Source organism: Dolichospermum sp. UHCC 0260, assembly GCF_009711985.1.
In the GTDB taxonomy this organism is placed as follows: Bacteria; Cyanobacteriota; Cyanobacteriia; order Cyanobacteriales; family Nostocaceae; genus Dolichospermum; species Dolichospermum lemmermannii.
In genome coordinates, this window is record NZ_VIKZ01000009.1 from 55,122 (window position 1) to 76,168 (window position 21,047).

Annotated in this window: 23 protein-coding genes; 8 read left to right on the plus strand and 15 right to left on the minus strand. The window is 35.1% G+C overall.

The window, feature by feature from the left end; all coding sequences use genetic code 11:
* The first annotated feature begins 22 nt into the window (after positions 1-22).
* The 7 genes from hypF to hypB all read left to right on the plus strand — a co-directional run bounded on the left by hypF (position 23) and on the right by hypB (position 6,612).
* Positions 23-2,374, plus strand: a complete 2,352-nt coding sequence (hypF, locus tag FJR08_RS05730; RefSeq protein WP_168632499.1) for a carbamoyltransferase HypF — start codon at positions 23-25, stop codon at positions 2,372-2,374.
* Between the two features lie 58 nt (positions 2,375-2,432).
* Complete coding sequence (locus tag FJR08_RS05735; protein WP_148761956.1) at positions 2,433-2,681, plus strand: HypC/HybG/HupF family hydrogenase formation chaperone; 249 nt, start codon at positions 2,433-2,435, stop codon at positions 2,679-2,681.
* A gap of 58 nt (positions 2,682-2,739) precedes the next feature.
* Entirely contained in the window at positions 2,740-3,891 is a 1,152-nt protein-coding gene (gene hypD / locus FJR08_RS05740) for a hydrogenase formation protein HypD (RefSeq protein ID WP_168632500.1), read from the plus strand.
* 24 nt (positions 3,892-3,915) lie between these two features.
* The gene (locus tag FJR08_RS05745; RefSeq protein WP_015079398.1) at positions 3,916-4,131 is read left to right on the plus strand and encodes a 4-oxalocrotonate tautomerase family protein; all 216 of its coding nucleotides are present in this window, start codon (positions 3,916-3,918) and stop codon (positions 4,129-4,131) included.
* Between the two features lie 73 nt (positions 4,132-4,204).
* Positions 4,205-5,299 (plus strand): hydrogenase expression/formation protein HypE, encoded by a 1,095-nt coding sequence (gene hypE, locus FJR08_RS05750; RefSeq protein WP_168632501.1) that lies wholly within the window; start codon positions 4,205-4,207, stop codon positions 5,297-5,299.
* A 156-nt stretch (positions 5,300-5,455) separates the two neighbouring features.
* The gene (gene hypA, locus FJR08_RS05755) at positions 5,456-5,797 is read left to right on the plus strand and encodes a hydrogenase maturation nickel metallochaperone HypA (RefSeq protein ID WP_168632502.1); all 342 of its coding nucleotides are present in this window, start codon (positions 5,456-5,458) and stop codon (positions 5,795-5,797) included.
* A complete protein-coding gene (gene hypB, locus FJR08_RS05760; RefSeq protein WP_168632503.1) occupies positions 5,788-6,612 on the plus strand; it encodes a hydrogenase nickel incorporation protein HypB in 825 nt (274 codons plus the stop codon). Before hypA ends, hypB begins: the two co-directional genes overlap by 10 nt.
* Positions 6,613-6,746: 134 nt before the next feature.
* Here the strand turns inward: hypB and FJR08_RS05765 are convergent, their stop codons facing one another.
* The 7 genes from FJR08_RS05765 to FJR08_RS05795 form a co-directional block, all read right to left on the minus strand.
* Positions 6,747-7,355, minus strand: coding sequence for a class I SAM-dependent methyltransferase (locus FJR08_RS05765; RefSeq protein WP_168632504.1), 609 nt, complete (start codon positions 7,353-7,355; stop codon positions 6,747-6,749).
* 102 nt (positions 7,356-7,457) lie between these two features.
* Positions 7,458-7,829 carry a hypothetical protein gene (locus FJR08_RS05770; protein ID WP_168632505.1) on the minus strand — a complete coding sequence of 124 codons (372 nt, stop codon included), beginning with the start codon at positions 7,827-7,829 and terminating at the stop codon, positions 7,458-7,460.
* Positions 7,822-8,820, minus strand: a complete 999-nt coding sequence (locus FJR08_RS05775) for an LLM class flavin-dependent oxidoreductase (RefSeq protein ID WP_168632506.1) — start codon at positions 8,818-8,820, stop codon at positions 7,822-7,824. The genes FJR08_RS05770 and FJR08_RS05775 overlap by 8 nt, the downstream gene beginning before the upstream one ends.
* Positions 8,821-8,838: 18 nt before the next feature.
* Entirely contained in the window at positions 8,839-9,174 is a 336-nt protein-coding gene (locus FJR08_RS05780; RefSeq protein WP_168632507.1) for a hypothetical protein, read from the minus strand.
* Positions 9,175-9,310: 136 nt separating this feature from the next.
* Positions 9,311-9,622, minus strand: coding sequence for a hypothetical protein (locus tag FJR08_RS05785; protein ID WP_148766856.1), 312 nt, complete (start codon positions 9,620-9,622; stop codon positions 9,311-9,313).
* Between the two features lie 2 nt (positions 9,623-9,624).
* A complete protein-coding gene (locus FJR08_RS05790) occupies positions 9,625-9,888 on the minus strand; it encodes a hypothetical protein (RefSeq protein ID WP_015079389.1) in 264 nt (87 codons plus the stop codon).
* A gap of 37 nt (positions 9,889-9,925) precedes the next feature.
* Complete coding sequence (locus tag FJR08_RS05795; RefSeq protein WP_168632508.1) at positions 9,926-10,354, minus strand: hypothetical protein; 429 nt, start codon at positions 10,352-10,354, stop codon at positions 9,926-9,928.
* A gap of 756 nt (positions 10,355-11,110) precedes the next feature.
* On the opposite strand from FJR08_RS05795, the gene cysK reads away from it, so the two are divergent.
* Positions 11,111-12,052 (plus strand): cysteine synthase A, encoded by a 942-nt coding sequence (cysK, locus tag FJR08_RS05800; RefSeq protein ID WP_168632509.1) that lies wholly within the window; start codon positions 11,111-11,113, stop codon positions 12,050-12,052.
* A gap of 178 nt (positions 12,053-12,230) precedes the next feature.
* On the opposite strand, the gene FJR08_RS05805 is transcribed toward cysK, so the two are convergent.
* From FJR08_RS05805 to FJR08_RS05840, 8 genes are all read right to left on the minus strand, one after another.
* Positions 12,231-12,620 carry a DUF6516 family protein gene (locus FJR08_RS05805; protein ID WP_168632510.1) on the minus strand — a complete coding sequence of 130 codons (390 nt, stop codon included), beginning with the start codon at positions 12,618-12,620 and terminating at the stop codon, positions 12,231-12,233.
* Positions 12,595-12,909 (minus strand): hypothetical protein, encoded by a 315-nt coding sequence (locus tag FJR08_RS05810; protein ID WP_168632511.1) that lies wholly within the window; start codon positions 12,907-12,909, stop codon positions 12,595-12,597. The genes FJR08_RS05805 and FJR08_RS05810 overlap by 26 nt, the downstream gene beginning before the upstream one ends.
* An 83-nt stretch (positions 12,910-12,992) precedes the next feature.
* Entirely contained in the window at positions 12,993-16,229 is a 3,237-nt protein-coding gene (locus tag FJR08_RS05815; RefSeq protein ID WP_168632512.1) for a type ISP restriction/modification enzyme, read from the minus strand.
* Positions 16,230-16,496: 267 nt separating this feature from the next.
* Positions 16,497-16,721: a hypothetical protein gene (locus FJR08_RS05820; RefSeq protein WP_168632513.1), complete on the minus strand. Its 225-nt coding sequence runs from the start codon at positions 16,719-16,721 to the stop codon at positions 16,497-16,499.
* An 8-nt stretch (positions 16,722-16,729) separates the two neighbouring features.
* Positions 16,730-16,993, minus strand: a complete 264-nt coding sequence (locus FJR08_RS05825; protein ID WP_015079382.1) for a hypothetical protein — start codon at positions 16,991-16,993, stop codon at positions 16,730-16,732.
* A 21-nt stretch (positions 16,994-17,014) separates the two neighbouring features.
* On the minus strand, positions 17,015-17,995 hold the full coding sequence (locus FJR08_RS05830; RefSeq protein ID WP_015079381.1) for a hypothetical protein: 981 nt from the start codon (positions 17,993-17,995) through the stop codon (positions 17,015-17,017).
* A gap of 590 nt (positions 17,996-18,585) precedes the next feature.
* Positions 18,586-20,196: an archaeosortase/exosortase family protein gene (locus tag FJR08_RS05835; protein WP_168632514.1), complete on the minus strand. Its 1,611-nt coding sequence runs from the start codon at positions 20,194-20,196 to the stop codon at positions 18,586-18,588.
* Position 20,197: 1 nt separating this feature from the next.
* Positions 20,198-20,977, minus strand: coding sequence for an HpsJ family protein (locus FJR08_RS05840; RefSeq protein WP_168632515.1), 780 nt, complete (start codon positions 20,975-20,977; stop codon positions 20,198-20,200).
* Positions 20,978-21,047 lie beyond the last annotated feature (70 nt).

Here is a 21,047-nt window from a genome sequence, read left to right on the forward strand (position 1 = left end):
ACAAAGGAGCAAAGACGCAAAGATGAGAATAGAAGAAATTCGGGTTTGTGGTATTGTGCAAGGGGTGGGTTTTCGTCCTACTGTGTATCGTTTGGCGAAGGTTTTTGGTTTGAAAGGTGATGTTTGTAATGATGGTGAAGGGGTGTTAATTCGTGTTTCTGGGAGTGAGGAGGAAATAGCGGAGTTTGTCAATCAATTATATCAAGAATGCCCTCCTTTGGCAAGAATTAATGAGGTGATTAGAAGTCCATATTTGGGGGAGTTTAATTTTAATGATTTTGTGATTTCTCGCAGTGTTAATAGTGTGGTGAAAACGGAAATTTCTCCTGACGCTGCAACTTGTCCCCAATGTCAAAGGGAGATTTTTGATCCTTTTAGTCGTTATTTTCGTTATCCTTTTACTAATTGTACTCATTGTGGTCCAAGGTTGAGTATTATTCGGGCTATTCCTTACGATAGAAATAACACTAGCATGGTGAATTTTTCAATGTGTAAGGAATGTGAAAAGGAATATCAAGATGTCGAAAATCGTCGTTTTCATGCCCAACCTGTGGCTTGTTTTGAATGTGGACCGCGTGCATGGTTAGAAAGGGCTGACGGTAAACCTGTTATCTCTGATATGTTTTCTATGTTAGATGATGTGGATGCTGTTTGTACTTTATTACAAAAGGGTGAAATTGTTGCTATTAAAGGTTTAGGCGGTTTTCATTTAGCTTGTGATGCCACTTTAGAAAATGCAGTTTTAAAACTCAGAAATCGTAAACAGCGTTATCATAAACCTTTGGCTTTAATGGCAAGGGATATTAATATTATTTCTGAATATTGCTATATTAATGAGTTGGAAAAAGAATTATTAACAAGTCCTGCTGCACCTATTGTTTTATTAAATATTAAAGATAATAGTAAATTAGCATCTGACCTAGCCCCAGGACAAAATACCCTGGGTTTCATGCTACCTTATACGCCGTTACATCATTTAATTCTCAGAAGAATGAAAGTACCCATAGTTTTAACTAGTGGGAATATTTCTGATGAACCACAATGTATAGATAATGAAGATGCAAAAGATAAATTATCAAAAATAGCTGATTATTTTCTTTTACATAATCGAGATATTATTAATAGAGTAGATGATTCCATAGTTAGAGTTATTGATAATCAAATACAAACCCTTAGACGTGCTAGGGGATATGCACCAGCACCGATTAAATTACCACCTGGATTTGAGAAAATACCGCCAATGTTAGCCATGGGGAGTGAGTTAAAAAATACCTTTTGTTTATTAAGAGAAGATGAGGCGATTTTATCACAACATTTAGGAGATTTAGAAAATGCGGCTGCTTTTAATGCTTATCAAGAAATATTGAATTTATATCTCAATTTATTTGCCCATAAACCAGAAATAATTGCTATTGATAAACATCCAGAATATCTATCATCTAAACTTGGCAAAGAACTAGCAACAGGTAACAAAATTAAATTAGCAGAAATTCAACATCATCACGCTCATATAGCCGCTTGTATGGCAGAAAATCAAATTTTTTTAGATACAAAACCAGTATTAGGAATAGCATTTGATGGTTTAGGTTATGGTGAAGACGGTACACTGTGGGGAGGAGAATTTCTCTTAGCAGACTATCAAAATTTTCAACGTTTAGCCACATTTAAACCTATGCCCATGATAGGAGGAAAACAGGCAATTTATCAACCTTGGAGAAATACATACTCTCAATTAATTAATGCTTTCACCTGGGAAGAACTTAAAGAAAAATATAGTGATTTAGAAATAATCAAATTCTTAGAACATAAAAACCCTAGACTACTCAATCAAATCATAGAAAAAGGTATTAATTCACCCTTAATATCATCAGTAGGAAGATTATTTGATGCAGTTGCAGCCGCCATAGGTATTTGTCGAGAACAATGCAGTTATGAAGGACAAGCAGCCATAGAAATGGCAGCAATAACTGATATCAATATTTTAAACAATGATAAAGAAAGTCTAAATTATTCCTTTAAATTTGAAAAATTAGATAGTATTTATTATATAGATACATCCCCAACATGGCGAGAAATTCTTAATGATATTAAACAGCACATCTCATCATCAATAATAGCTGCGGGATTTCATAAAAGTTTAGCTATTGCTATTGTAACAATGGTTCAACAACTTAGACAAGAACATCAATTTAATCAAGTAACATTAACAGGAGGCGTATTTCAGAACCAAATTCTATTACAACAGGTAAAAATGCGACTAGAAAAATTAGAACTTAATGTATTAACTCATAGTATAGTACCCACAAATGATGGCGGATTATCACTAGGACAAGCCGTAATTGCAGCCGCTAAATACTTAAAAGAAATAACATAAAAACCTCTGTTGTCTCCGCGCCTCTGCGTGAAATAAATCTTTAAAAAGGAAAACTAAAATGTGCTTAGGAATACCCGGACAAATCACAGAAATAACCAACCCAGAACATAAACTAGCCATAGTTAATATTGGAGGAGTCAAACGCCAAATAAACATAGCCTGTATAGTTGACGAACAACACCCCCCAGAAACTTGTATAGGAGATTGGGTATTAGTCCACGTCGGTTTTGCCATGAACAGAATCAACGAACAAGAAGCCGCAGAAACATTACAATTATTGCAAGAAATAGCCCAATCTTATCCTTAAAATCTCCTTTATTCCTTTGCGTCTTTGCACCTTTGCGCCTTTGCGCGAAACAAAAATTATGAAATATGTAAACGAATTTCGTAACCCAGAAAAAGCCCTCGCTTTACAACAAGAAATAACCAAACTCAGCCAACAAATAGACAGACATTTAAAAATAATGGAAGTATGTGGAGGACATACCCATGCTATTTTCAAATACGGAATCGAAGAAATATTACCCGATAATATTGAATTAATTCATGGGCCGGGTTGTCCAGTGTGCGTCATGCCTAAAGGGAGAATAGATGATGCGATCGCACTCTGTCAACTACCCAACATCATATTTACCACATTTGGCGACGCAATGCGCGTACCCGGTGCAAAAACCAGCTTATTACAAGCCAAAGCCCAAGGTGCAGATATTCGCATGGTTTATTCACCCTTAGACAGCCTGAAAATAGCCAAAGAAAACCCCCATAAAGAAATAGTTTTCTTCGGTTTAGGATTTGAAACCACCGCCCCCAGCACCGCATTTACCATTCTCCAAGCAGCCGCAGAAAATATTACTAACTTTAGTCTGTTTTCCAATCATGTATTAGTAATTCCCGCATTAGAAGCATTATTAGAAAATCCCGATTTACAACTTGATGGTTTTGTCGGTCCCGGTCATGTAAGTATGGTAATAGGAACAGAACCTTATGAATTTATTGCCCAAGAATATCATAAACCAATTGTTATTTCTGGTTTTGAACCATTAGATATTTTCCAATCAATTTGGATGTTATTAAAACAAATAGTAGAAAATCGTTGTCAAGTTGAAAATCAATATAATCGCTTAGTAGAACCTAGGGGAAATCAAAACGCCTTAACAGCCATAAATAAAGTATTTGCAGTCCGTGAAAAATTTGCATGGAGAGGTTTAGGAGAAATCCCCAATTCTGGTTTTAAAATCCGCGAAGAATACGCCCAATTTGATGCAGAAGCTAAATTTACAATTCCTAATTTAAAAGTAGCAGATCATAAAGCTTGTCAATGTGGAGAAATTCTCAAAGGAGTTTTAAAACCTTGGCAATGTAAAGTATTTAGAACAGCTTGCACACCAGAAACACCCATAGGAACTTGTATGGTTTCCTCCGAAGGTGCTTGTGCAGCATATTACAAATATGGGCGACTTTCAACTATGGCAAAAAGAGATAAATCAGGTGTATCAACCGAACCTATATCAGTCTAAATTACACAATTTGAGGAAAATTATATGCCTTTTGTAACTGTCCAAATTGGTAAAGGTCACTCCATAGAAAAAAAGCGAAAATTAGTTAAAGCTGTAACTGACGCTTTAGTTTCTGCCTTAGGAACAAAACCCGAATGGATAACTATTCATATTGATGAATTTGAACGTGAAGATTGGGCAGTTGGTGGCGTTTTACATTACGATAAACATAATGGTAGACATGAAGAAACGGGTAGGTAATTAATTAATTAATAATGACAGGCATCTTGCCTGTCCCACAAGAAAACATTATAATTACAAAACAATTTTAAAAATGACAATCAACTCTCATCAAAATCCCCTTTTCCAAAAAATTGAACAAATCCGTCGTCGTCAAGGAAAGGTAAGAGATACTCATATTAACTTATCCCATGGTAGCGGTGGTAAAGCTATGAGAGATTTAATAGATGATATCTTTGTTAAAAGTTTTGATAATCCCATTCTTTCCCAATTAGAAGATCAAGCCACATTTGATTTAGCCAATCTTTCCCAATATGGAAATAGATTAGCATTTACCACAGATTCCTATGTAGTAGACCCCTTATTTTTTCCTGGTTCAGACATAGGAGAACTAGCAATTAATGGCACAATTAACGATTTAGCTGTCAGTGGTGCAAAACCTTTATATCTTACCTGTAGCGTCATTTTAGAAGAAGGTTTACCAGTAGAAACCTTACGCCGTGTAGTTGCCAGTATGCAAAAAGCAGCACAAAAAGCCGGAGTGCAAATAGTCACAGGAGACACAAAAGTTGTGAATCGTGGTTGTGCTGATAAACTATTTATTAATACTACCGGAATCGGCATAATTCCCCCAAACATTGATATTTCTCCTCGCAATATTCAACCAGGAGACGTAGTAATTATTAACGGTGAAATTGGCAATCATGGCACAGCAATATTAATTGCTAGAGGAGAATTAGCATTAGAAACAAATATAGAAAGTGACTGTCAACCATTACATGAATTAGTCGCCGAAATTATCAAAGTTTGCCCGCAAATTCACGCCATGCGAGACGCAACCAGAGGAGGTTTAGCCACAGTATTAAATGAATTTGCCCTCACTGCAAATGTAGGCATACGCATTAATGAAAACGCCATTCCCATTCGAGAAGAAGTAAATGGAGTTTGTGAAATACTCGGTTTAGAACCCTTGTATTTAGCCAACGAAGGAAAATTAGTCATTGTTGCCCCTCCAGAAAAAGCAGATTTAATTTTAGCAACAATGCAAAATCATCCAACAGGAAAACAAGCATCTATCATAGGTGAAATTATTCCCACACCACCAGGAATAGTCCTCTTAAAAACCGCCTTTGGTGCAGAAAGAATCATAGATATGCTAGTCGGCGACCAACTTCCAAGAATTTGTTAGAATCTATAAATTACGTAGGTTGAGTTGACAAAATAAACCCAACGCTTCCAACATTTTTGCGGTTTTGTTGGGTTGCGCTGTCGCTTAACCCAACCTACAAATTCACTTCTTTTCTCTGTGTCCTCTGTGCCTCTGTGGTTCGTTTAAAAAAAGTATATGCACGAATTAGGAATCACCCAAAATATCATCGCCATAGTTAGCGAAAACGCCCAAAATAAAAAAGTTCAAAGAGTATTATTAGAAATTGGCAAATTATCAGCTATTATGCCAGATGCAATTAAATTCTGTTTCGATATTTGCGCCCAAGGTACAATAGTTGAAGGGGCAAGATTAGAAATATTAGAAATACCCGGAATGGCTAAATGTCGTCAATGTGGTAGAACTTTTGGTATAGATAAACCTTTTGGAATTTGTCAATGTGGTAGTGTGCAATTAGATATCATAGCTGGTGAAGAATTAAAAATCAAAGAAATTGAAGTAGAGGAATTATGTGTGTAACCTGCGGTTGTTCTGACGATAATCAAACGACAATTACAAATATGGAAAATGCAGATCATCATACCCATACTTTAGCAGATGGAACTGTAATAACCCATTCTCATCATCATGAAGAAGCACCCCAAATTCATGCTAAAATTCATAATACAACAATATCTTTAGAACAAGAAATTTTAGGTAAAAACAACTTATTAGCTGCCCAAAATCGCGGCTGGTTTAAAGGTCGAAATATTCTGGCTTTGAATTTAATGAGTTCTCCAGGTTCGGGAAAAACGACATTATTAACTCGGACTATTAATGATTTAAAAGATAAATTAACTATTGGCGTGATTGAAGGTGATCAAGAAACTACTAATGATGCGGAAAAGATTAAGCAGACAGGTTGTAAAGTCGTGCAAATTAATACGGGTACAGGCTGTCATTTAGACGCTTCCATGATAGAAAAAGGTTTGCAAGAATTGAATCCTCCTCTTAATTCTGTGGTGATGATTGAAAATGTCGGAAATTTGGTTTGTCCGGCTTTATTTGATTTGGGAGAAGCGGCTAAGGTGGTAATTTTATCAGTGACGGAAGGGGAAGATAAACCTATTAAATATCCCCATATTTTCCGCAATAGTGAAATTATGATTCTTACGAAAATTGATTTATTACCCTATTTACAATTCGATGTCCAACGTTGTATTGAATATGCAAAACAGGTAAATCCTAAAATCCAAATTTTCCAAGTTTCTGCTACTAATGGAGAAGGTTTGGAAGATTGGTATGGGTGGTTAAGTCAAAAGGTGAATAATTCAGATAATTTAATTTCTCTATAAATTAATGTGCTTTGTGTTGAGTTTAATATTTTTTTACAAACCACAGAGACACAGAGAGAATAGAAAATGCTTAGTTCATATTTATTTTTCATTGTTTTGTAGGGTGGGCATTGCCCACTCTACTAAAATTGGCTTTATTTCTGAAAAACCGTTAATAATACAAATCCTAATAAGTCATAATGACCTACACAAGTTAATCCAGCATTATTACCCATTTCTTCTCTTTGTTTCTGGCTATAAAACTTAATTCCTGTAGGAGAATGGGGCGTAATTTGACATGATGATGAGTTGTTAAAAGTAATGTCCACTAAATAGAATTTACCACCAGGAGAAAGTACCCTTGCTACCTCATTTAAAACCTGTTCTGGTTGAGGATAATGCAAAAAGCTGATGGTATTAAAAACTGCATCAAATTGTTCTTCAGCAAAGGGGAGATGTTCAGCATTACCTTCAAGGTAAATTAAGCGGGGACGGTGGCGGTTATTTTGTCTTGCTACCTGTAACATTTGGGGAGACAAATCTAAACCCGTGGCTGTAATTTCTGGAAAATGAGTTGCTAATCTATTTAATAATCTACCTGTTCCACAACCTAAATCTAAAATATTTGCATGAGGTGATAATTCAACTTTTGTAAGTAATCTTTTATGGATTGCTTGATAAATAAAAGAAGGAAATGCCCAATCATAACTATTTGCCCAACGGTCGAAAAGTTCTTTTTTGTTATTAATCATGTTGTTAATCATGGCTGGTATGTTGTATTTATTTTATTATAACAAGATAGATCCCCAACCTTTTTAAGAAGTCGGGGATCTGATGATTTTAGTGATTAAAATATAATTTAGGACTTACAACCAATCTCGATAGGCTGAAATTTCGGTTACTCCAATTTCAAAGGGTGATCCTTTGCCAAAAGGAGGATAAACGCGAATTTTGGCATTTTTAGTAAATCTTTCCAGTCTATTTCCTAATTGGGGAATATTGCTGACTATGTGCCAATAAGCAACTATATCGGGACAGTCTACAATTAACATCAAAGTAGTCTTATCTGTGGTCATGTACCACTGACAATTAGATAGTAATACTTGAGTAATGCGATCGCACGCATAGAAGAAGCATCTACCTATAGCTTGTTCCAACTCCAAATGAAGAATTCCATCCTCTTTTGTTACCTTTGTAGGAGGTAAATCATCGGGGGGAAGCAAAGAAAATTTAGACATAATTCCGCACCTCTTGATTGTAGCGTTGCAAACTTTCTCGATTTTTTTGCAAAGAAAAAGATGAGGGTTTTAACGCTAGTGTGCTGAGATCTAATTCGTCCTGAAATTTCTTGATTTTGTCACGACAACCGTTGACATCACCGATAATTGAATTCTCAATCAAATAGTCTTCATCAAAACAAATATTTGTCCGATCAAATGCTGGTTGTTGAGGACTTTTCTGCATTACTTGAGTTGAGTTAGCTGTCATTTCTTTGCTGAAATGGCGAATAAAAGGCAATGCTTCATTTACTGCTTCATCATGAGTTTTACCCACAAAAAAGAACCGGGCTAACAGGAACTTATCAGCACCACTGGAATTAAATTCCCGATATTTATTGACTGTCTTCTTGAGTCTTTCTAAAGAAAAAGGTGGACCACCCATGATTCCAAAGGAATTTTTAGCAGCAAATTCAATTGCATCATTGTCACCACTAGCAACATATATGGGAATTGGTTTTTGCAATGGTTGGGGATGAATTGTGAGATTTTCACATTGATAATATTCGCCATTAAATGATACGTTAGTCTCATATAAAAGCTTTTGAATCAATGCCACTGACTCTAACATTCTGGTGCGAGATTCCTGAGTTGTCACCCCAAAATGTTTATTTTGCTGCGGAAATGGACCACCTTTAGCTACCCCAAAAGCCAGCCTACCACTACAAAGATTGTCCAACGTAGCAATATCTTCAGCCACGCGAATTGGCTGATGAAATGGCAATAATACAGCGGCAGTTCCTAGACGAATTTGCGAAGTCACACCTGCCAAATGTGCCAATAACAGCAAAATTGAAGAACTGAGATTGAACTCATTAAAATGATGTTCTGTTACCCAAGCTTCTTCAAAACCTAAACTTTCAGCCTCTTTTACCAATAAAACTTGCTCAAAAATAGTCCGTCTAGCATCTAGGTGATGATTTTCGTAATTGCAGAAAAGTCCTGTTTTCATTGTTGACCAAATATCAGATTAGGCTGCCATTAATTGCAACTCCAACCATAATCGAGGTTCAGACTGTTTTAACTTCGACATAGGGTCACGTAGCAATCGTTTAGCATTGAAACAAACTACTTGAATTAACCCCATATTTTCGGCTAATTCTCTGAGGATTTCTTTTTTGGCTTGAATACAGGGCATCATGTCTTCTCGACAATAAATTCCTATATATCGAAACCGTTTTGCAGGCCGTCCCCAAAAGCAAGTGATAACTTTCACATGACAGCCTTCTAAGAGTTCTCCCACGGCTGGATAATAGTCATTTACGACTCTAATAAATTCTTGGGCTAGGATGTCTTCAGTAATCATGTGACTGATTCTTCTGTAGCTTCCATAACTCTATTTAGTATAACATATAATTGTTATTTAAACCTGACAAAATTAATAATAAAATACCAGATCCCCGACTTCTTTAAGAAGTCGGGGATCTAAAGATATCAAGTTTTTATCGAGAATTACGTTCTGCTACTAAAACATCAGCAATAATATCTGGTAGACTTTTCAAATCGGTATATCCTTCTGAACCAGAAATTGGCGAAATAAAAGTATAGTTAGGGTCACAAACTCCTGTGTCATAAACCTGCATAAACCATTTATCAGGTAATCCCTCTACACCCAATTCTACAATGTACCAACTCTCACCCATTAATCGAGAATTAATCACTGTAAACCAATCTCTATAATCATCAGCAATATTCCAATCTGCCAAAAGAAATTCTAATGATATTTTTCCAGCATCAGTTGAAGTCAATAGCATCATTACTCCTGAGTGACAACTTGATTAGAAACTTCAGGATATAAACCTAATTCCTTTGCTAATTGTTTAGCAACAAAAAATAAAAATTGCGCTCCATCTTGATTACCTTGATGGGCAAACATTGTGGCTACTTGTAACATTGCTTGCACTAAACCAGAGTCAATTAATTCCGGTTGTGCTTCCAAAACTTCTGGTTCTTGACCATTAGGACATTGGAGAAGTTCATCAATTAAATTAAAATACTGTGTTTGGCGTTCGTCTGTCATGATAATTTAGTTTATGGTGAATGATTAACTTGAAAAATTACTGTTCGATGCTTTGTTGCCACATTCTTTCTAAGATGGCAATGTGTTCTTTTAATACAGCAGCACGATAGACAAGATATCTGTCATAAGCAATAATTCCTATACCAGTACAAATCGGTGTGATTAAAAATATCCATTGCAAAATTGTTGCTAATTTATATTTTCTTGCAGCAATTTTTAATTGATGTAGAAAGTTATTGTTAGATAATTTAACCTTGACTAAAGATGGCTGAGTATTGATAATTTTTTGTTGGGGAACTAATTGAGGAGATGCTATATTTATTTTCGGCAATTCACAGGATAAATTCTGTGTTTTAACGAACTCTCTATGTTGTCCCCAAACTATAGCAAATACTACTACCCCTGGAGAAATTAATGCTAAAGTTACCAAACTTACGGTAAGCACATTTAAAAGTTTGACTTTCATATTTATTCTCCATTGCCAGGTATAGATTACCTAGATAGAAATAAAATTCCTATTAGATTGATTTTTGCACCTTTTTGTTATTCAAAATATGCTGATCAAAATCTCCTCAAAAATAAAATTATGTCCTTTCTGTATGGAGTAATACAGATAGTATTTAGATGAATCTTGAGAGATATAGAAGTTAAGAAGTCCCCCCTGATTCGTCAGACTTTCATCTTAGGAACTTCGGGGGGTAGAGGGGAATCTCTGCGTAAATCCTATATCGTTTATATCAGTTGCCTTTCTGGTCCTAGCTTTAAGGGATGCCAATTAATATTATTAAGATAATTACGACAATACTCACAGCCTGTAATCCTGACTGTGCAAGCATTTAAAAAAATATTTGGTGTAGAGGTGCTAGTATTTATTGAGTGGGGTACTAGCATTTTTGAGGGAAGGGACGGGGGATTTTGTACTCAAACTCAAACTAAGATGGGCTATTGGTTTGAGATATTTTGAAAGGAAGATTCACAAGTACAAACTGCACTCAAATCACAGGATCTCATGACAAGGCTAGACCTAAGATATCTTGAATAGCTCAGAAACAAAATTAAGATATTCTAAGGAAAGTATTATCTTATTATTTTCAACAATTGGGAAGATTTGCTTATAGCAATAGACAGAGATGATGCTAAAATGGCTATGGCTGATATCAAAACTCAATCAGATAAATACTTAACCAAAATAGATTAATATATAAATTTTAGGGGTTAATAAATGCGAATTGCTAAAGACGTAACAGAACTTATTGGCAAAACTCCATTAATTCAGTTGAATAAAATTCCCCAAGCCGAGGGAGTGGTAGCTAGGATAGTTGTCAAATTAGAAAGCATGAATCCTGCGGCCTCTGTAAAAGACAGAATTGGCGTAAGTATGATCCTTTCCGCTGAAGCTGAAGGTTTAATTTCACCGGACAAAACCATTTTAGTCGAACCAACATCTGGTAACACAGGTATTGCTTTAGCAATGGTAGCAGCCGCCCGTGGCTACAAGTTAATTCTAACCATGCCGGAAACCATGAGCCAAGAAAGACGCGCCATGTTGCGGGCTTATGGTGCCAGTTTGGAATTAACACCTGGTACTCAAGGAATGCGAGGTGCAATTAACAAAGCGGAGGAAATTGTTGCTAATACTCCCAATGCTTTTATGTTACAACAATTTGCTAACCCAGCTAACCCGAAAATTCACCGAGAAACCACCGCAGAAGAAATTTGGGCAGATACAGACGGAGAAGTTGATATCTTAATTTCTGGGGTCGGAACGGGCGGTACAATTACTGGTATTGCTGAAGTAATTAAACAACGCAAACCCGGTTTTCAAGTAATTGCGGTTGAACCTAGTAATAGTCCAATTCTATCTGGTGGTAAAGCAGGTTCTCACAAAATTCAAGGTATTGGTGCGGGATTTATTCCTGATGTTTTGCGTCAAGATCTAATTGATGAAATAATTCAAGTTGAGGACGCAGTAGCAATGGACTATGGACGGAGATTAGCCAGAGAAGAAGGGTTATTATCAGGAATATCTTCGGGTGCGGCTTTAGCTGCTGCTATTGAAGTAGGTAAACGTCCAGAAAATGCTGGTAAATTAATAGTAATGATTCAACCTTCCTTTGGTGAACGCTATTTAAGTACCGCTATGTTTCAAGATTTAATGAGTTAAACATTTCGTAGGTTGGGTTGACGCAAGGAAACCCAACAAAATCCTTAATAATTTTTGTCTGATAGCGTAGCGTGGCGTAGCCATATCAGGATTTACAGGATTTAAGGATTTATAGGATGTTTATTTATTTGATAAAATAACTTATAATTCTCTATTTTTTGATATTAAATTATATTAATCATTTTGTATTATTTAAGTATTCGCTAATAATTTCTAAAATTACTTGTTCAATATCTGGGATTTTAGATTGGATAATTTTACCTTTGATATGTTTATGATCTGTATAACCCAGGTCAGGCTTATGCTTTGCGTTGTCATAACGAAATATTAAGTTATTTTCATGGTCTTGATAATGGAATGAATAGGAAAGCTTTTCAATAGATTCTTGTAGGTCAATATATTCTTTAAAAAATAGACGTGAACCTTGCAAAAATTCTAAATTACCTTGGATAAAACCTACATAATTGGATCTGGAATCAACAGAAAAGCTAAATGATAAAATCCATCCTTCATTCACATATTTTTGAATAACAGTAACAATATTAGCTTGGTAATTGTTGAGTAACATATTCAATTGCTTCTAACTTTTGTAGAGAATTAGTTAATTTTTGTTTAATTTTTATCTCTCCAGCCCAACTTACATATTCTTCGTCACCACCTGTAAGGTCTTCTGCTGTCCAATTGGCGAAAAAAAACTCTGATGAAACTTGATATTTTGCTTCAAATTCCATTAGTAATTTATTGGTTTTTTCTATTGAACGTTTTAAGTTTTTAATCTCGGAATCAATGGCTGACTGAACCAGGTTTTGTACGATTTCAACGTCAGGAGAATCGGATTTAATTTGTAGCTGTAACATAAGTTTTACCTCAAATAGAAGGACTATAGTAATTTTACTGCTTGGGTTTTTACAAGACAATACATATTAATTATAACATTTTTTTACTCTATGGGGAAACCTGGAATAATTCTATCAATTTCTTGCATTAATCGTAAAGTGTCTGTTAAAGCAATGACAATTTTTTGATAATGGTTAATTTCCTCAACAGATAATTTTCTATTAGCATTTTTTCGGTCTTTTAACCATTTATCTAATACTTGATATCCTCCTATTTTAAATTCCCAAATATGTGGAGGAATATCGGTAAAATAGCTTTCTTTATTGATATACACTCTTTGCAATTCGGAATTATAGGTAACTTCACTAACTTGATTATCTCCTATGGTTTGGTATGTTGTGATTAAGGTATTGAGTTTATCAGATTTCATTAAATGTAAATTAACTAATTCTTCTCCTTTGATAGCTAATTCATGAAAGAGTTTTTGATTACTGGTTAAGGGAAGACGCGGAAAATCTATCTTTAGAAATTCAGCGTATCTAGTACGATAGGTGGGACTGTGAAATATAGCATAAGCATAGTAAAATATTTTTTCTGGAGTTGGTATTTTACCGAGTTTTTCTTTGATAGTTTTTAAGAATGTTGGGGATAAGTTAGGAGTTCTTTCTATGAAAAGATTTGTTTGTTTATTTTCTGTATTTGGATAGATATAAAGAGGTGCTAAACTCATTGTTCCTTTATTACTATAAAAAGCTCGATTATCAACAATACAATCAGAAACAATAAAATGATTATAATTGTCATTTAAAGCTACCTGTCGCATATAGACTAGAGCTAAATTATTCTGTTGAATCATATGATACATAACTTCTTTTCTTGGTCTATCTACTAATTCTTCATAATTATAGTAATATCTAAAATCAAAAGGCCGATAAAGATATATTTGAAAATATTTTTGCCAATCTTTACAAGAATTTAAAGATTTCCTTCTATCACTAATATTCCATTGTGGATTATCATTTAATGAATATTTATTGATAATTTCACTATCAGCTATAGTTAACTTTCTAAAATCTTCGATTCTGTTACTAAGTTGTTCTAAATCAAAATCTATTACAAAATGATCTCGATGAGTTTTAACCCCTGTCGAATTTACAGGGAAAATATCTGTAACATTCCAACCTTGATTATATTCCGTTGCTAAATCAAAATCTTTCGGTGCAAAAAAGTAATTTGGTTCAGTTGGTTGTAACTCTATCCAATCAACACTATCTAAACTTGCAGATTCTAAAAACTTATATTTATCCTCACGTCTTCCCCAAACATCATAATATAATACCTTTGCCATTTCCTTAACACCATCTCTGGATTTATAAGCGGTAGAAAAATAATCAGGTTCGCTTTTTTCGCGCACAGCAATTAAAATAGATACACCTTGTTGAATATCAAAAACATTTTGATCAACATTTCCCTCTGGTGTGGTTTCTTTTAATAAAGAATTACCATGTAAATCCATGATATATAAAGTATCAAAATACTTTAATAATTCTTCCCTCATACCTCGATGAATTAAACCATTGAGATAGGAATGATTAGTAATAAAACCAATAATACCATAGCCTTTAGGTGTTTTTTGAATTTGATATTGAGCAAAACGAATAAATTTAATATAATCATCATCTAAAGGTTGAATATTCTTTTCTTTCTCTAACCTAACTCTACCTTTATATAATTCTAAAAGTTCCCCAATATGGGTTAATTCCGTAATGGTTTTACCCGCTTTTCCTGTTTTGTAAATCCGATTCCAAGCTGAACCAGTATATTCAACATCTGCTAAATATCTTTCATCTTGATTTAAAACTCTTTTGCGTTTACTAGCATTTTGAGAACTGACAGAATAAGGAGGATTTCCTAATACCACCATTACGGGAATTTCTGTTTTTACTTTTCCTGCTTGACTGGATTCTTCGGCTATTATTTGAGTAATACCAGGAATTAAATCACCTTCCTTTATTCCTGCTTCTAACGCATTTGTTAAATAAACTTTCAATCTTTCCTCTGGTACAAATTTATAACCTAAATCTCCTAATAATAAACCTAACTTTAAATGCGCTATAGTATAGGGAGTCATTAATAATTCAAATCCAAATAGACGGTTTAAAAGTCTTGCACCTCTTAAAAAATTATGCCATTGACGGATATCAAATTTAGCAACATTATCACGAATTTGTTTAATAACTGCATATAAAAATGTTCCTGTTCCAGTTGCGGGGTCAAGAATTGTGACTTTGCGATTTCCTAAACCATATTCTAAATCAAAGACTTTATCTAAAATATCATCAACAGAACGAACAATAAAATTAACTACAGGTTCAGGAGTATAATAAACTCCTCTACTTTTCCTTAATGAAGATTCATAAGCAGCTAAAAATGTTTCATAAAAGTGAATAACTGGGTCTTCCGTGCGGGTTTCCTGACCAAAATTTTCTAAAATATTGGTCATGTCTATTGTGTTAAATAAGTCTATTAAATTCTCAATTGATTTGTGAATTTTACTAACACTATCAGTTCCTAAAACCAAATCAAATAAACCTTTTAAAAAAGGGATTCTATCACTAATATAAATACTGGCGGTTGTGCGATTAAATGCAAATTGTCCAGGGTTTTGTGCATGACCAATTTTCGCAGTAAATAACCCATAAGCAATAGTTTGGGCATACATATCTGCAAATTTATCATTATCTATATCTAAAAGTAGTAATTTCTTAAATGTTGATTTTAATTGATTTAATTCTTCTGTAGTTGTTTCTATTTCTAAAGATGATTGAATTGCGTTTCTAATAGTTTTAGTATAAGCTGCCATTTCTTTAGCCAAATCATAATAGTTATTAATATCTCTGGCTTTTTGATTCAGAAATGACTGGAGTAATTCTGTAATAGGTCGTAAATCATTAACCAGAATAATTTCACCTTGTTCTAAATTAGCTAATTTAGCAGTTTTTTCACATTCTCCGTCTACATACCACCAAAATTCTAGATAATTAGTTAAAATCAAATTGTAACCAATATTGGATTCTAAATAACGTTTGATTTGTGCAGTTTTTTGGATTTTACCTAAATCAATATGAATATCTTTAGCTTCTATATATCCCAAAATTCGATCATTTTTTCTAATAGTTAAATCAGGGATTCCTGCTTGATTACCTTTCTCTTCAATTCTGGCATTAATACCAATCATTAAATCCTCAATTAGACGTTTTAGACTGGGGTAATGACTACGTTCTCCACCGCGTTGGCTATTTTCTTGCAAGTCTTGGATATAGTTATTGAAATCAGACATAATCCCTGGAATATTAATAAATAATTTTCCTTTGAGGATAGCACATATTTTTTAAGATTTATCAAATTGTAGTAAAAGATTACATTTAGTAATAGTCCCCGAATTCTTTAATAAACTATCATTTTTTAGTGAGATAAATATTAAAAACCCAAAAAATCTATGCCGCAAAACTTGTAGAGACATTTAATAAAACATCTCCACATTTATGAACCTCTCAAACTCTTATTTCTCCGTGTCCTCTGTGTCCTCTGTGGTTAGTTTCTTCATTCATTTCATTCTAAAATCTTGCAACAAAAAAGGCATAATTGCACCTGTAGTCAAACTAGCCACACCAATGGGAATACAGAGGGGAATTGAGGCTTGTGCTAATAATACTAATATAACCGTACCAATACCACTAGCAATAATAATTTGACGCAGAAAATATATAGGGTCACGGAATAGTTTACCCTTGAAAAATAACTGCATAGAAAACCAAGTTAATGCTAACATATATGCTCCTAATGGTTGGCTAATAAATTCAGGACAAATAACCCTAAAATTACCGCAGGAATTACCCCTGCTGGTGCAAATAAACTACCAATTATGGCTGCAAATTGGTATCCGATATCTTTACCCGCAAGGATAATTCCTCCTATTGCACCACCAATCATTGATAAAATCACAGCAATGATTAACCAAGTAAATCCTGTAGTGAGATTTAATTCTGTATTTAAACTATGCAGAAATTTGAGAAATACTGGATCATTTACTAATTCAAACATAGATATTCTCCTATTTAGGGTTTAATTTAATGAAAATGCTTGAATTTCCGCAGTTAAATCTTGGAGGGCTTTGGCTACTATTTCGGCTTGTTCTAATTGCTGATGTTCTGTAAATATTCGCCAAGCTTCTTGATAGTATTCTTCTGCTTTTAAGAGATTTTGGGGATTCCCTAATTCTGGTTTTTCGGGGTCGTCAGGTAAGTTGAAGAGAAGGTTAGCTTTGTTAGAAATTGTATTGGCATATTCTAACGGTGTATCTTGCAAATTACGCACTTTTAAAGCTTCATTGTAAGCTAAAACAGCCCGTAAATTATTTTCGATAGGATGAGAACTTACTAAATATTGTAAAGCATTTCCTAAATTATTTTGCAACATTGCATATTCTCTAGGATGGTCAATTAAGTTAATATGTTTGAGGGCAATTTCAAAAGACTGAACCGCTAAACCTTGACGCAAAGATTCCTGTGCCGACGACATGGGCATGGAAAGATAAGCGATCGCTATGTTATTATGTAAAATCGCATATTCCTGGGGGTAATCTTCCCAAGTAAACACCCGCAAAGCCTCATGATAAGCATGAATACTCTCAGTTATCTGGGCTAAATTATAGGGAACTAAAGATTGGAAAACTAACCCCAAATTCATCTGCACTGCGGCTACTTCCTCCGCCGTTGCCAATTGTTGTAAAATCGGCAAAGCTTCCTGATAATCTGCCCGTGCTTGTTGCAAAAATTGAGAACCCCCATCAGGAATCATCTGTAATGACCCTGCCATGCCCACCTTAGCCCGTGCTTTCAGTAAAACATAGTCATCCCCACACATTTGATAAGCGCGGTCAAATAGCCCAATTGCATTGTGTAAATCTTGGGCTGTTTTCGGCTTTTTCTGAAAACCTTGTGCTATTTCTATCAGCATTTGGATTTTTTCGGCTGTTGTTGCTGACTCTGAAGATATGGACGCAATAGCAGCTTTCACAAATGAATCTGTAATACTAGAAGTCATAAATTTGCCTGGGGAATGGAGTTATGATCACCCATATATTAGGGTTATTAACTAAGCCGATTTACGCAGTTTTCGAGTTGATACAGATTCCCCAATTTCGTTCTAGATATAACCCCCCACCCTGAACTTTAGTATGGCTTACGCCACGCTTCGCTATCAGGGCTAATAGCTAAATTCCGTTAAAACGGACTAGAATTTTCTTTTAGTCGTCTTTAGACAACTTTCGCTATGAGACTCCGAATTCATTCGGAGGCGGGCTAATTTGGCTATTAGACTTGTGAATACGGCTTACGCCAGGCTACGCTCTCATTTGGAGGTGAACTACATGAGAAGGCAATAACATTAATACTCTCCAATATAAAACAATTGGGTTATAAAAATCTAGAGTGAATTTACCAATAAAAGGAGTTTCCTTTCTATCCTCAACTTCGTGATTTATCTAACAGTTGTCAAAATTGGCATAAAATTAAAACCAGAATAAAAAACCCACTCATATATGGGTAATAGACATCTCCCGTAAAGATTGTAGAGACGTTCCATGGAACGTCTCTACAGGTCACGCATATTTAATTTTTGGAGATGTCTAATTACTAAAGTTTAAACTGAGAGAGATTACTGTACCAATAGGACAATAAAGCTTGCCAGGTAGTTTCTAATTCAACATCACTAGTATCAGCCTTAGTTAAGGAAAGTTGCCCCCAGATACAGCGATGATCACGGATAATTTGTTTTGCGTTAAATAGATTCAACCATTGCACCGGATTTAAATAAAGAGGATAAAAATAGGCATTGAATTGAGATAATGTCACCGTACTTTTTCCCTGAGAATTAATACAAGCCGTCAAATAGCGGTTTTGCTGATCAGAAAACTCCAAATGATAACCTTTAGGGTTTGCTTTTTCCACCGGCTTATTCAGCTTAGGTAAATCAGTCAGATAACTAAATCGCTGATAGTAATACTTCACATCACCTGTATTCAAAGGAACGTAAGAGAGGTTGACATTTAAGTTCTGACCGGCTTTTTGGTAACGGTAAATTTGTCCTGACAATATCTCCTTCGTTTTATCGACTGTGATATCCGTATTCACTACAGGGGGGGCAATTTCCTTTTCCTTGGCTAGTTGTTCAGGTGATAAAGTCACAGGTTGACTAGCGACAAATTGCCAACCAGGAAGAGGAATTTCTGACGGAAACCGATAGACTGCGTTTGCACTCAAGCCCGCTTGAGGATTGATGAAAAAATTAAGTAAAATAATTACTAAACTGATACCTGTCAGTACCATTACCCAGGATATCGGCTGGGACTTCTCAGGGGGGGCTGTTGTCAATGACGGTGAAGTTTGATGATTAGGTGAGAGGAAAAGAATCACCGCCCCAAAGGCTAGGAACGTTAGTACGGTAAAAATATCACCACCTTGAGAACCGTGCCAATAATCAAATGTAGGTTTGTCTGTCACCACTAGCGCCATAATCATCAAGCGGCCAATGGAAAAAACCAGACTAAAAACCACTGAAAGAATAAAAGGCAAATAAATATTTTTCAGCAGAGAGGGAAAAAGAATGGCCAGCACGAAAGAAAATTTTAATAGCATGATCAGGAGAAACATTCCTGTACATGGCAAAAAAACATCAATCGCCCCACCATTAACATAAATAATAGTTCCCGCAATTGTGGAATCAAAGCCCAAGTACCATAAAAGAAAAGAGGTGATTTGGGCAGAGAGAGCTTGAATCGAAATCAGCATTGTCAATAATTTGACAAAGACGAAAGTCAAGGGAAATATCGCAATTACTGCTAATTCTCGCTTAAATTGTTTAATTCCTGGAAATCCTGATGCTAATAAAGCCAAACCAATAGCACTAACTAAAGGGAGAAAGTACCAAGAAATAGAGATTTCTTGAACTACAAAATCCGCTTTGATGTAGGGAATAATAATTAAACAACAACCAATCAAATTGGCAGGAAACTGGCTCGCAAAAACAAGGTTATTCCGTCTCTCGTAAATGTGGAATATGACACTTGCATATAACAATAGTTGGAAAAACGAGTCATTAAGATTTTGTTCAACTCGCCAGTGGAGTGTTAGGTGAGTTGAAGTTACTAACCCAAAAATAAATAGAATGAGGAAAGTATAATTCAGAAAATTAACTTCCCTAAACTTTTCTATTTTACCTGTCATTGCTAATATCGTTTTCAACATTCTAAATACAAGCCCGTCCTATTTGAAGCCAAACAATCACAAAGGTAACACCAATAATTAGGAGAGCAATAACTGTTCTCGAACTACTTTTCCATCTATTCTTCCACTGCTCTCGCTGGTTTCTGGCTGCTTCTTGGGAGATTCTCTTTTTTGCACTGGCTAAGTTTTTTTGAATTGTATTTTTAAGCTGAGGAGTTGGTAAATTTAAGTCATCTGGACTCATGTTGATATTTTTAGCGAACAGCTTGATCTGTTCTGCGCTAACCCCTGAAGCAAGACGCTTTTCGATTTGGGTTATTTGGTCAATACTGTTATTTTTCTGTTGGGTGATTTGATCATTGACCACTTTTAGGACTCGTTGCGTATCTAGTAAAGTCAGGGGAATTAAGGCAAAAAAGGCGATTCCCATGAGCAGAATCACCCAGCGGATAAATCTCAAAAAAACAATTTCTAGGAAGCGGATATCATTTTGATTTTCACGAAAGTAACGAGTAAAAATCAACCCTAAGCCAATCAAAAAAAACCAACTATGCTCAGTGAAGAGACTAATGGCATTGAGTTCCCATTCAGGGTTTTGGAGTTGAGGTGGGACAATCACATAGATAAAATCTATGAATGACATCATCACAATTCCATAGCCAATAATCGGTAATAGACCAGTCAAGTCACTAGTATTTGATAAAAGACCTTCCCGGTTAACTCGACCGAAAAATGCCCTGAAGTTCTTGACAGAAGAGAAAATAAAATAATCAATATTTGCTTTGATATCTCTAGTATTCATTGATGCTAGTCTTCCTTTTCAATGCAAAGTTTATAATTACAGCAGCTATCAGCGGTAAAGCCCTCTAACC